This is a genomic window from Streptomyces sp. NPDC012474, assembly GCF_042955185.1.
GTDB classification, from domain to species: Bacteria; Actinomycetota; Actinomycetes; order Streptomycetales; family Streptomycetaceae; genus Streptomyces; species Streptomyces cahuitamycinicus.
Map to the genome: position 1 here is coordinate 108,368 of NZ_JBIBEP010000019.1, position 12,669 is coordinate 121,036.

The following is a 12,669-nucleotide window of genomic DNA, read 5'->3' on the forward strand; positions in this document are numbered from 1 at the left end:
GGGCGCGTTGTTGGGGCGCATGCCCTGTTCCGCCGGCCCGGCGGACTCGCATGAGGTGGCGGCCCCGGAACCTGCCCGGCATCCGGGCCGCCACCCCCGCCCCCCCCTCGGCACCAGTCCGCCTGTGCCTGCAGCGGCCGGGCCGACATCCCGCGGCACCGGAAGGTCGCTGGGGCCACGGCCCTGGAGTTTCAGTGTGGGAGCAGCAGTTGGCGTGTCTCCCCCGGCTGGACGCATACCGAGCGGTCTAGCAGCCGGATGTTGATGGGGGAACGGTTGGAGGGGGGCACCTTAATCTCGAGCCTTCCGCGCTCAAAACGCAGCCGCACGCCCCAATGTCCCTGGTAGCGGACGGCGAATTCGTACGACGACAGCTCTGGCGGTGGTACGGGGTCGAGCCAGAGTGCTTGCTGGCGGGTCTCGAGCCCGGGCAGTCCGCGCTGGACGAAGTCGAGGGTACCCGCCATGGCGCCGAGATGGATGCCCTCTCCGGTGGTGCCGCCCTGCACATCGGCGATGTCGCTGCGCAGTGCCTCCTGGCAGAACTGCCACGCCTCGGAGCGCCGGGCCCGGGCCAGGACCCAGGAGTGGACCACGCTGCTGAGGGTGGACCCGTGGCTGGTGCGGGCCAGGTAGTAGTCGACGGTGCGTCGCCAGATTTCCTCGTCAAGCCGGTGGCCCAGACGGTCGAAGAGGGCCCGGAGTTCGGACGGTGGGAAGAGGTATCCCAGCATCAGCACGTCGGCCTGCTTGGACGCCCGGTAGCGGTTGACGCTGTCGCCTTCCGCCTCCAGGATCCGGTCGAGACGCCGGATGTCGCCGTACTGCTTCCGGTAGGCGTCCCAGTCGAGTTCCGCGAGGTCGCCGTAGCCGGCGAACTGGCTGATGACATCGTCGTGGAAAGGCACGTGGAGCGTGCGGGACACGTCCTCCCAGTGCTCGAGTTCACCGCCGTCCAGATCGGTGCGCTCGGCGAGTTCCCGCCGCCGGGGTTCGGGAAGCGCGCGCAGAACCTCCAAGGTGCGAGTGAGCACCCACGCGGCAGTGACGTTTGAGTACGTGTTGTCGTCGAGGCCGGGCTCGGGCGCGCCGGGGTAGGCGTCGTGGTATTCGTCGGGGCCTACCACGCCGCGGATGCGGTGCCGCCCGAGGCTGTCGTCGTAGGTCGCCGAGTCCGCCCAGTAGCGGGCGATCTCCAACAGCATCTCGGCTCCTTTGGTGTGCAGGAACTCGGCGTCGCCGCTCGCCTCGCAGTACTGCCACACGTTGTACGCCACGGCCGAGCCGACGTGCCGCTGGAGTCGGGAATGGTCGGGCAGCCAGCGTCCGGAGTGCGGGTTGAGGTGCAGTTCCTGGGTCTCCTCGCGACCGTCGCTGCCGCTCTGCCACGGGTACGCGGCCCCCCGCCTGCCGAGCGCGCGGGCTGCGGCTCGGGCCCGGTCCAGGCGTCGGTGGCGGTAGTGGAGCAGGGCGCGGGACACCTCGGGGAAGTGCAGGTTGAGGTACGGCAGGATGAACAGCTCGTCCCAGAAGACGTGTCCGCGGTATGCCTCGCCGTGCAGCCCCCGGGCGGGCACTCCCACGTCGAGGTCGGCGGTGTGCGGCGAGAGTGTCTGCAGGAGGTGGAAAAGGTGCAGCCGCAGCACCTGGCCTGCCTCCCCGGGGACGTCGAGTGCGGCCCGGCGCCAGAGCTGGTTCCAGGCCGTGCGGTGGGATGCGAGTAGCTCGTCGAAGCCGGATGCGGCCTCGACCCGGTCGATCGCGGCGTCCAGCGGATCGCTGATCGCGGGGTCGCGGGAGGTGTGCAGAGCGATGGTCTTGTCGACGGTGAGGGTCTGGCCGGACGTCACGTGCAGGCGCACTCGCTGGACGGCGCAGGCCGGCGTGTGCTGGGTGGCGACGGGCGCCTCGGCGGCCAGCCGGGCCGCCAGACCGATTCGGATGTCGGAGGTGCGGGTGCGGCAGCGCAGCCACACGGTGTCCGTGGCGGCGGGGCCGGTGTGCACGTGGACCAGGTGGCGGCCGTCCAGGTCGCGGTAACGGGGCACGCCGGCGTTGATGACAGCGCCGTCGATTGCGGCCTCGACCTCCAGCTCGCCGGAGAAGCCCTCGGCCGTGAGCTCGGTACGCAGGGCGGCGAGATGGGGGTCGGCCATGTGCACGAGACGAAGCTGGTGCACGGACAGGGCGCGTCCGTCGCCGAGCCCGTACCGGGTCCGGCGCTCGAGCAGGCCCGAGGACAGGTGCAGGACCTGGTCGTGGTCGAGGACGGTCGCCGTGTCCGGGGTGAGCCATTGCCGCCCGGCGAGGCGGAAACGCAGGGGCAGCCAGTTCGGGAGGTTGACCATGTCCTCGTTCTCGACCCGGCGTCCGGCCACTTCCGAGGTGAGCCGGTTGTAGCAACCCGCCACATAGGTGCCCGGGTAGTGCACGTCGTCCGCGACGCATTCGGATAGCGCCCCGCGGGTGGCGAAGTAGCCGTTGCCCAGCGTGCACAGGGACTCCCGCAGACGCTCGTCCGCGGGGTCATAGCCCTCGTACCGCCAGGTCCAGCCGGTCACTGCGGCGTTCCTGCCACAAGCAGTTCTCCTAGGTCACGTACGACGATGTCCGCACCGTGCTGCACCAGTCTCGCCCTGGTGTCCGTGCCGGTCGTGCGGTCCACGCCGACGACGAGGGCGAATCCACCGCGGCGGCCTGCCTCGACGCCTGCCAGCGCGTCCTCGACGACGGCGGCGCGGTCGGCCGGGACGCCTAGTCGACGAGCCGCCTCGAGGAACAGATCGGGGTGCGGCTTGCCCGGCAGCCTCAACCGGGCCGCCTCACCGCCATCGACGAGCACGTGGAACAGATCCAGCACCCCGGCCCGGATGAGGAGTTCACGAGCGTGGCGGGACGCGGAGGCGGCGGCAACGGACTTCCCCGCCCGGCGCAGGGCATGCACGAGCCGCACCGTGCCCGGATACACGTCGACGCCCTTCTCGCGCAGCCGGGCTGTGAACAGCCGCTCCTTGTCCGCGGCGACAGCCCGCACCGTCTCGGCCGAGGGATCAAGGCCCCGTGAAGCGAGGAAAGCGGCGGCGCCGTCGAGCCGGGACCTCCCGTCCACGTATGGGAGATAGTCGGCCCGGACGTCGAAGGGGCGCCGCTGCGGGGGGTCCTCCGGCGGGTGCTCACTGAGAAAGGCGTCAAAGGCATCCTTCCAGGCGGCGGCGTGCACCCGAGCCGAGTCGGTGATCACTCCGTCGGTGTCGAGGACGACGGCACTGACATCCCGCAGTACGGGTGCGAGCGTACTCTCGGACCGGACGGCCATGAGAACTCCTCTCGTCGGTGCGTCGGGCGGCACCCCCGCTGCGGCGTAACCGCGACCGGGCAGGCCGCGTGGTGCAGCAGCCCGTGGCCAACCCCGCCGAGCTGAAGGCCGAAGTCTCCCGCCTGCGGCGCGCTGCGGTGATGGCGGCGGCGTCCCCTCCCCTTCCTGTCTCCAGACGGCGCTGCGCCGGAGGTACGACCAGGCGCCGGTGCAATGCGGGGATCGCCCTGCAGATCCAGCCTCTCCGATAGCCCCGGGCTTCGCACGGGCGTCGGCCCCATCGCCCGGCCGGAGGGGCCGTGGGGAACGGACGGCCGCAGACGGCCTTCGCAGGCACTGACCGGTCGGATCACCAGGGCGTACGCCTCGTCGGTCGGGCGTCCCAGGACGCGCCGATTTGCTGCCGACGGGTTTCTCCGTACGCCATCGCATCTCTGCGCTCACAACCACACCCTGGGTCACGACGCGTCCGGGCGGACAATCACGACAGGGCACTTCGCATGCTGTGCGACATTCTGGCTGACCGACCCCAGCAGGGCCCTGGCGAAGCCGCCCCGCCCCCGGCTGCCCACAACCAGGGCCTCGGCGCCCTCGCCCGCCCCCAGAAGCACATCAACGGCGTTGCCTTGCACCAAGTACGCCCGAACAGTGTCGGCATGCTCCGCGCCGAGGGCACCCCTGAGTTCCTGGACCAGACCCTCTCGCGCTCTCTGCTCATCGAAGGTGGCATCGATGGCCCGAGCCGGCCAGACACGCCCACCCGGCGACTCCCACGCGGCCACAGCCTCCACGCCAGCGCCGATGAGAGCGCCGTACCGGACGGCCCACCGCAGCGCCGCGTACGAGGACTGCGACCCATCGACACCCACCACAACACGCGGCCCAGAGTCCCTCTCCATACCTCACCTCCGATGGCTGATACGTCCGCTGCACTGACCGGCACCTCTGCCATCCACGCTGCGTGACTGCCCTACGGCTCGCCAGAGGAGGCGGCCGAGGGCATGGCATACGGGTGCGGGGCCTTACGGTCGGTCGGAAGGCAGCGGTGCTCCTCATCATCAAGTTCACCTGCCAAGCGGGCCGCCCAATCCTCGATCTCGGTGAAGTCCCTGAAGCCACCACCCTTCCCGAGCGGGGGACCATCCTGGCGACGCGCCTATCGCGCCTTTCTCGAGGCAGTTGCCGAAGTGACGTTCCTTGGCGGCCGGCCGCTGGCGATCCAGGATCTATTCGAGCAGCAGGGCAGCGAACGGTGGGGGGACGAGGACATTGGTGCGCCCGTGGTGTGCGGCCTAACCGTGGCCGCCACGCTCTACCGATTCGCCCCCGGCCCTGCGCAGGCCAGGGTCTCCTAGTCTTCTCTACCGGCGATGGCCCCTCCGGCGGCACGTACGGCGGGACCTCGCGGCCCGGCTGCCAGCGCGTGCCTTGGTGCATACGCCGAAGGATCACGGCCATGCTGACGGTGACGATGAGCCACAGCGCGCCGCACGCCGCTGCCCAGCCGGGCCGCCCGACCAGGGCGAACACGACCGTTCCGAAGGTTGCCCAGACCAGACCCCAGACGCTTAGCCAGAAGCGTGCTCGCAGGGGACTCCGGGCTGTCATCGGTTCACTGCCCGTACGCATCAGAACCACTACTCCTCGACATGTCCTGTGGGAGGCGGGCTCAGCCATGGGGGACAACGGCGATGGGACAGGCCGCATGGTGCACGGCCGCTTGGGCCACGGGCCCGAGCCGCGGCGCCAGGGCTCCCCGGTGCCTGCGTCTGCCAACGACCAGCAGTCCCGCCGTCTCCGTGTCGTGGACGACTGCTCTGGCCGGGCTGTCAAGGGTAAGCACTTTGATCACACGCACACCGGGGAACTTCTTGCGCCACGGACGGAGTTGCTTGCGGAGCTTCTTCTGCGCCTTGTCCGTGATCTCTGCGGCAACTTCAGGGTCCACGCCCCAGGGCATATGCGCCTGCACCGGTACCTCGTGGCCGTGGACAGCCCGTAGGGGCACTCCGCGTGCGTGGGCGGCAGAGAAGGCGAACTCGAACAGCTCATCGCATGGGTCCCGCAGGCTCAGGCCGACCACCACGCAGTTGCCGACGGGAGGAGGCGCTGTCTCCTCCAGGCTTGCACGTACGAGGACCACCGGCCGCTCGGCCCGTGACACGACGTCCATGCTGGTGCTGCCAAGGAAGTAACTGCCAGCCGCCGCCAGTCCACGCGAGCCCAGCACGATCATCCGGGATTTCGCTGCCGCTGTCAGCAGTGCGGGCCTGGCGTCGTCGGCTACAAGATCCTCAACGATGGACAGCACGGGGTAACGCTTGTGGATCTCGACATGCGCGTCGTGAAGAATGCGCTGTGCCCAATGGTGCTGGTCACTCTCCGTAGAGACACCGCGAGGCCCCGGCGCCAGCGGGACCCACGCGTGCAAAAGCCTCAAGGTAAGCCCTTGCCGGTCGGCTGCCGCCGCGCCCCAGCGGGCAGCGGCCAGGCTCTCGGGGGAGCCGTCCAGACCCACAGTGAGCACTGGCGTCATAACGACTGCCTTCGTCTCGATAGAAGCTGGGTGCCGAGAAGCGGGAAGCGTGCGTCCCTGTCCGTGGCCTTGAGGCCCTAGTACCGCCCGGTCAACGGGCTCCTGTACCAATACACCTCAAAAGAACTCCTACCGCACTGCGAGCGCCGCAGAGCGTCTTCTGCGATCACATTCGCCCCATTCCTCGGTCGCGGGAGCCTGGCAGAGCTCGCTGGGCTGCTCCCAGCCTGCGCAGTCCGGCCATAACCGTTGCTCGGGCCGGGTGGCCCCAGACGGACGGCACCATACGAGCAGACAGCGCGGCTCAGGGATCAACAGCAGCCCAGCGACGGGCCGACGGCCGGGGGAGCCCACGCGACGACGGCCTCCTCGTCACTGACCAGCCTCCGATGGGCCCCTGGTGGGTAACGGCCGGGGGACTGGGGGCGGCTGATCAGTACACAAGGATCATCAGCACAACGACGAACACGGCGAGGGCTGAGAAGAAGAGACCCAGCAGCCGGACCTGCAGCGCGTGGTAGCGGCTGGAGTACTGGCACTGCAGCTCCAGCACCCGGTCGGTGACGCGCTGGAGGGCGGCACGTGAGATCTGAAGCCGGTCGGTGGCATAGAGGCGGACGAGCTCCTCCCGTTGAGCGGGCGTCAGCCAGGGCATCTGCGCGGCGAATGCCTCGCCGCAACTGAGGGCGTCAGTCGCCTCGGCCTGAGCCAGTAGATAGCCCTCCAACTCGTTCAGGCCGCGCGCGTACTCCTGGCTGTGCCGCTCATCACGAACGCCGAGGCCGGAACGCTTCACCGTTCATCGCCCCCACCCTGTCCCAGGGACGCTTGTCCCGCAGAGCGGTCCCGCAGTTCTTCTCTCGCGGCGAGGTCGGGATGGTGCAGGTCGAACGTCGGTGACTCACTGCGGATGCGGGGAAGGGTGAGGAAGTTGTGCCGCGGGGGCGGGCACGACGTTGCCCATTCGAGAGAACGGCCGTATCCCCACGGATCGTCGACCTCGACCTTCGTGCCGTATTTGGCTGTCTTCCACACGTTGTAGAAGAACGGCAGCATCGACATGCCGAGGAGGAATGAGCTGATCGTGGAGATGGTGTTCAGCGCGGTGAACCCGTCCGTGGCCAGGTAGTCCGCGTACCGGCGCGGCATGCCTTCCGCGCCCAGCCAGTGCTGGATGAGGAAGGTGCCGTGAAATCCGGTGAACAGCGTCCAGAAGGTGATCTTGCCTAGGCGTTCGTCGAGGATCTTGCCCGTCATCTTCGGCCACCAGAAATGGAAGCCGGAGAACATGGCGAAGACGACCGTACCGAAGACGACGTAGTGGAAGTGAGCGACGACGAAGTACGAGTCCGTGACGTGGAAATCCAGCGGCGGCGAGGCCAGCAGGACACCCGTCAAGCCACCGAACAGAAAGGTGACCAGGAAGCCCGTCGCCCACAGCATTGGGGTTTCGAAACTCAGCGACCCCTTCCACATGGTGCCGATCCAGTTGAAGAACTTCACGCCGGTCGGGACCGCGATGAGATAGGACATGAAGGAAAAGAACGGCAGCAGGACACCGCCCGTCGCGAACATGTGGTGCGCCCACACCGTCGCCGAAAGGCCGGCGATGGCGATGGTGGCGCCGATCAGACCTGTGTAACCGAAGATCGGCTTGCGGCTGAAGACCGGGATGACCTCGCTCACAATGCCGAAGAACGGCAGCGCGATGATGTACACCTCCGGGTGTCCGAAGAACCAGAACAAGTGCTGCCACAACAACGGTCCGCCGTTGGCGGCGTCGAAGACATGGGCACCGAATTTCCGGTCTGCCTCCAGACACAGCAGAGCGGCGGCCAGCACAGGGAACGCCAGGAGCACCAACACCGCGGTGAGCAGGACGTTCCAGGTGAAGATCGGCACGCGGAACATCGTCATGCCCGGAGCACGCATGCAGATGATCGTGCTGATGAAGTTGACCGAGCCGAGGATCGTACCGAAGCCGGAGAAGGCCAGGCCCATGATCCACATGTCGCCGCCGATGCCGGGCGAGTGGACTACGTCGTTAAGTGGGGCGTAGGCGAACCAGCCGAAGTCGGCCGCGCCTTGCGGAGTGAGGAAACCGCCGACGGCGATGAGCGAGCCGAACAGATAGAGCCAGTAGGCGAACATGTTCAGGCGTGGGAACGCCACGTCGGGGGCGCCGATCTGCAGCGGCATGATCCAGTTCGCGAAGCCGGCGAACAGAGGTGTTGCGAACATCAGCAGCATGATCGTGCCGTGCATCGTGAACGCCTGGTTGAACTGCTCGCTGGACAGGATCTGCATGCCGGGTCGGGCCAGTTCAGCACGCATGAGCAGCGCCATGACGCCGCCGATGATGAAGAACGCGAACGAGGTGATCAGGTACAGCGAGCCGATCGTCTTATGGTCGGTGGTGGTCAGCCACGCCACCACCATCTTGCCGCCCCGCAGCCGCCGCTGAGGGGCCTGGAGGCTGGGTACGGCTGCTCCGGCATTGTCCGTCGTGGTCACTGCGGCACACTACGGTCAATGGTCACACGTACGCCTGACAGCCACCATGGCGTTGCTCCACCGGGGTTGTGATTCCTCCATTCGGGCGGGTCTTGCGTCCTATCCCGTGAGGACAAGGTCGCGATGCCGATCCAAGCGGCGGAACGATGCCGGCGCAACGTGGGCAGCCTGTACCGCTACGTGTCCATCCATCCACGGACTGATCAGCTGGAGGCGGCTCGTGACACACGCACCTATCTACGGCCGGCGCCCCGATGCAACCGGCGAGTGGCAGGTCCGTAGTGCTACGGGTGCAGCATCACCTTCATGAAGCCCTCGATCCGCTTGTCGAACTTGTCGTAGGCCGATGATGCCTGATCCAGGGGCAGTTCGTGAGAGACGACGAAGCTGGGCTTCGCCCTGCCCTCGATGATCATGTCTCGCAGGAACCGGTTGTAGCGCTTCACGTTGCACTGGCCCGTACCCATCGGCAGGCCCTTCTCGAAGAGCCTGCGGATCGCAACGAGGAGCATGCCTTGCTTGGCCTGCTCGTCCGGGCCTCCAGGGTCGGACGGGACATAGAGCCCGGTCACGCCGAGCGCTCCGGTATGTCGGACGGTGCGGACGAGCGAGTTCAGAACGGTCGCCGGTTCCTCGCTGTCACTCCCTTGCGCCGTCGCCTGGTAGCCGACGGCGTCCACCCCCTTGTCCGTGCCGATGCCCTCGGTTTGCTCCTCGATCTGCTCGACCGGGTCACCCTCGGCGAAATTGACCGGTATCGCGCCGATCTCCTCGGCCTTCTGCAGGCGCTCGGGAACCCGGTCCACGACGAACACCTTCCTCGCGCCGCGCAGCAGGGCCGAGTAGGCGGCCATGAGTCCAACTGGACCTGCGCCGTACACCGCGTCTCGCCAGGTCGGACCTGCGCGAGTTCACAACCGTGGTAGCCAGTGAGCGTTTTCCATCCTCAGTCTGAGCTGGCCAGATGCAGGCAGAGGACGGCTTGGACGAGGGGCCACCCTCGCCCCGACCCAGACGACGAAGCCATGCCATAGGAAGCGACCTCTGAGGCTGACGTCTGGTCGGCTCACTCATGTCCTGCGTTAAGCTTCTCGGCCAGGCGCTGTCAGTGTGGGGGGGCCTACAGGCATGTCTGTTACTTCGCCCGCTGGGGAGTCCTGTGCTCCACCAGACTGGCCGCACTGCGGGCACGGATCCGACCCGGCCAGCGACTCCGTGGGCTGCCGGGGTCGCCGCGTAGCCCCGTACGGATCGTGCCTGGAGCATCTAAGCGAACAGGAAAAGTCGGCCTTCCTTGCGGCCTTGACGCCTGGTGCCGATATTTTCCATGAGGAGACCGTCCTATCTTCGGAAATGATCACCCGGCTGCTCGATGCGTTGAGAGATCCCGAAAGCGGCTTTCCTCGAATCGGAAACGCTTCGTTTCATGGCGCAAAAATTGAGGGTGACGCCACATTTAGCAATGCGACGATCGATGGTGACGCCCGATTCGTCAACACGACCATCAATGGCACGGCCCGGTTCGACGGCGTGAATATTAAAGGGGACGCCTGGTTCGTCAAGGCAGCCGTAAACGGCGTCGTCCGGTTCGATAGAGCTCAAGTGGTTGGGGATGTTCGATTCGACTTCGCAACAATTAGGGGCTACGCCAGATTTGACGCCGCGAGAGTCGGCGGGAAACTCCTGTTCCGCGCCGCTGAAATCGAAGAAGACGCTCGGCTCAACAGAGTAGAAGTCAAGGGCGGCGCCTATTTCGATGAAGCAAAAATCGGATGGGCCTTCTTCGGGAATGCGAAAATTGAAGGCGGCGTGTTCTTTCGCGGGGCGAGCGTTAAAAATGATGTCTCGTTCGTTGAATCGAAGATCGAGGGCGGTGCGCGATTCGTTAAGGCTGAGATTGGCGGGGGCGTCTGGTCTCTTGCGACGACCGTCAACGGCGGCCTTTGGGCGGTCAATGCAAATATTGAGACTGGCATCCGCTTCCTATTCGCGACGATCGAGGGCGGCATCTGGTTCGCCGGGGCATCACTCAATGGCGGCGTGATTTTCGACAAATCATCGCTTGACGGTGATGCGCGGTTTGATAAAGCGGCAATCGATGGCGAGGTTCGGTTTGATTTTGCAGAAATGAGCGGCACTCTGCGACTCAATCATGCCGTGTTCACGCGCGCTCCACTGCTTGAGATGCTGCTCCGCAGAGGCACTGCGGATCTGTCTGGCGTCACCTTCGAATCTTCCATTGCTATGAAGGTAGAGGCGCGGGCAGTCTGTCGCCGCGTACGTTGGGCGTCTACTGCCACACTCTACGCAGGGGATGCCGAGCTGGATCTCAGTGAAGCCGTCCTGGAGTTCCCGGTGAGCATCGTCGGGGGTTTTATGCCCGACCGGACAGGTGACGAGCACGAAGCAGTTCCGAATGTGCCTCCAGTGGCCCGTGTCGCCTCGCTCCAAGGTGTGGACGCCGCGCACCTCGTATTGACAGATGTCGACCTTAGAGAGTGCCGGTTCGCGGGAACAATTCACCTGGATCAGTTGCGGCTTGAAGGTCGGTGCCCTCTGCCGGCAACCCCGGCCGGAATGCGAAGGCAGGGCCTGCTCCCTCTGCGCTGGACACCACGCCGGACGCTGGTGGAGGAACATTATTGGCGGGCCACGCGGAGCAAGCAGGAAATCGGCTGGAATCCCGCACCAGAAGGAGTTCGAGTGCTGGAGCCGGCTGCGCTGGCCCCGGTGTACAGGCAGCTTCGTAAAGCCTTCGAGGATAGCAAGAACGAACCCGGAGCGGCCGACTTCTACTACGGTGAAATGGAGATGCGTCGTCATGACCCAGAAATCTCCCTAGGCGAGCGGACGCTTCTAACGTCTTACTGGGCCGTGTCCGGGTACGGCCTGCGTGCGACACGAGCCGTTGGATGGCTTGCAACTTCCATGCTAATCACCATGCTCGCTATGATGTTTTGGGGTATACCTAAGGAATCTGCAAAACTAGAGAGCTCAGGTAGATTATCTGGGAATCAGATCACAATTACTACAGAGACGCCTGACCCTGAGAATCCATCGGGGTCATATCTTGCGCGGTTGTCGGTAGAGCGTTTCGAGAAATCCTTGCGCGTGGTCATTAATTCTGTGGTGTTCCGCTCTTCGGAGCAGGATCTGACGACTTCCGGAAAGTACGTCGAGATGGTCTCACGGGTCGTGGAGCCGGTCTTCCTCGGTCTCGCGGTACTCGCCGTCCGTGGACGAATCAAGCGGTAGCCGGCCTGCGAAATCCGCTGACAATCGGATCCGTCAGGTGGCGCCCCAAAGGAACGTCTTTCCGTCGTGTGCTCAGATTCTCAACTGCTTCATCCGCACACGTCAGTGAGCGTTTTCCAACCTGCCGCGCAAGCTGGGCAGTCGGGCTGACAGACAGGTGAAGCCCCTGGTAGATGGGTTTTCGACCTCAGGGCTGTCCCGTAAATGATCTTTAGCGTGCTGATTGACCAGCCTGTTTCTCCGTTACCCGGCCAGGGTGAGGTTGTGCAGGCGGGCGATGCCGAGCATGGCGTGGTGGACACCGTCGCCTTTCAGACGGCAGTCGCGGAGGATCTTCCAAGCCTTCATGCGGGCGAAGACGTGCTCGACCCGGGCGCGGACTTTGCGGTGAGGGGCATTGTGTTCCTCTTTCCAGGTGGGGAGTTCTTTCTTGTCCCGCTCGCGACGGTGCGGGATGATCAGGCCGGTGCCCCTGTAGCCGCCGTCCGCGATGACCGTGGCCTTGCCGACAGCGTCTTTCGCGCCGGACAGCTCCCACGCCTTGCAGTCGTTGCGGTTGCCGGGCACGGGCCGGCAGACGGTGACGACGAGCCGGGTGTCGGCATCGATGACGACTTGATGATTGGTCGAGTACCGATAGTTCTTCGACTGCGCGGCGACGGTGTGGTCACGCGTGGGCACCAGGGTGCCGTCCACGATCAGCACGGTGTCCCTGCGGAATCGCTTGCTGGGCTGCAGCGCCAGCAACGGCCCAAGGTGGTCAACGACGCGGTCGGCGGCGGACTTCGAGATGCCGAACAGGGGGGCGAGCTGCCGCAGGGTGAGGTTCGTGCGCCAGTACGCGGCGACCAGCAGAACCCGGTTCTCCAACGGCAGGCTCCAAGGCCGGCCCTTGCGGACCGGATCCGCGCCTTCACGCCGCAGCGCGGTGATCAGCTTGCCGAACTGACGCGGGCTCAGCCCGGTGAACGGGGCTATCCAGGACGGCTCCGACGCCGTGAGCACACCAGCCACAGCAAGATCATCCCACTCTGGACCGTCTCCTGGG

8 protein-coding genes and 2 pseudogenes are annotated in these 12,669 nt (G+C 65.9%); 1 reads left to right on the plus strand and 9 read right to left on the minus strand.

Annotated elements, in window-relative coordinates; all coding sequences use genetic code 11:
* Window positions 1–191 precede the first annotated feature (191 nt).
* The 8 genes and pseudogenes from ACFY9S_RS32595 to ACFY9S_RS32630 form a co-directional block, all read right to left on the minus strand.
* Window positions 192–2,561: a glycosyl hydrolase family 65 protein gene (locus ACFY9S_RS32595; protein WP_391135600.1), complete on the minus strand. Its 2,370-nt coding sequence runs from the start codon at window positions 2,559–2,561 to the stop codon at window positions 192–194.
* Entirely contained in the window at window positions 2,558–3,316 is a 759-nt protein-coding gene (locus tag ACFY9S_RS32600) for an HAD-IA family hydrolase (RefSeq protein WP_391135603.1), read from the minus strand. The genes ACFY9S_RS32595 and ACFY9S_RS32600 overlap by 4 nt, the downstream gene beginning before the upstream one ends.
* Before the next feature lie 458 nt (window positions 3,317–3,774).
* Window positions 3,775–4,215 (minus strand): universal stress protein, encoded by a 441-nt coding sequence (locus tag ACFY9S_RS32605; protein WP_391135605.1) that lies wholly within the window; start codon window positions 4,213–4,215, stop codon window positions 3,775–3,777.
* A 472-nt stretch (window positions 4,216–4,687) separates the two neighbouring features.
* A pseudogene (locus ACFY9S_RS32610) lies at window positions 4,688–4,945 on the minus strand (DUF6343 family protein); the annotation flags it as partial.
* Between the two features lie 40 nt (window positions 4,946–4,985).
* Entirely contained in the window at window positions 4,986–5,852 is an 867-nt protein-coding gene (locus ACFY9S_RS32615) for a universal stress protein (protein WP_391135607.1), read from the minus strand.
* A 433-nt stretch (window positions 5,853–6,285) separates the two neighbouring features.
* Window positions 6,286–6,648 carry a hypothetical protein gene (locus tag ACFY9S_RS32620; protein ID WP_391135610.1) on the minus strand — a complete coding sequence of 121 codons (363 nt, stop codon included), beginning with the start codon at window positions 6,646–6,648 and terminating at the stop codon, window positions 6,286–6,288.
* A complete protein-coding gene (ctaD, locus tag ACFY9S_RS32625) occupies window positions 6,645–8,366 on the minus strand; it encodes a cytochrome c oxidase subunit I (protein WP_391135612.1) in 1,722 nt (573 codons plus the stop codon). Before ctaD ends, ACFY9S_RS32620 begins: the two co-directional genes overlap by 4 nt.
* Before the next feature lie 284 nt (window positions 8,367–8,650).
* Window positions 8,651–9,297 (minus strand): annotated as a pseudogene (locus ACFY9S_RS32630) (zinc-binding dehydrogenase); the annotation flags it as partial.
* A 371-nt stretch (window positions 9,298–9,668) separates the two neighbouring features.
* On the opposite strand from ACFY9S_RS32630, the gene ACFY9S_RS32635 reads away from it, so the two are divergent.
* Window positions 9,669–11,621 carry a pentapeptide repeat-containing protein gene (locus ACFY9S_RS32635; protein ID WP_391135615.1) on the plus strand — a complete coding sequence of 651 codons (1,953 nt, stop codon included), beginning with the start codon at window positions 9,669–9,671 and terminating at the stop codon, window positions 11,619–11,621.
* 243 nt (window positions 11,622–11,864) lie between these two features.
* Here ACFY9S_RS32635 and ACFY9S_RS32640 read toward each other — a convergent pair whose 3' ends face one another.
* Window positions 11,865–12,635, minus strand: coding sequence for a transposase (locus tag ACFY9S_RS32640; RefSeq protein WP_391135617.1), 771 nt, complete (start codon window positions 12,633–12,635; stop codon window positions 11,865–11,867).
* Window positions 12,636–12,669 lie beyond the last annotated feature (34 nt).

Coding starts and splice junctions, on each gene's coding strand:
- ACFY9S_RS32605 (WP_391135605.1), bottom strand. CDS start 4,215: ATGGAGAGGGACTCTGGGCCGCGTGTTGTGGTGGGTGTCGATGGGTCG.
- ACFY9S_RS32600 (WP_391135603.1), bottom strand. CDS start 3,316: ATGGCCGTCCGGTCCGAGAGTACGCTCGCACCCGTACTGCGGGATGTC.
- ACFY9S_RS32615 (WP_391135607.1), bottom strand. CDS start 5,852: ATGACGCCAGTGCTCACTGTGGGTCTGGACGGCTCCCCCGAGAGCCTG.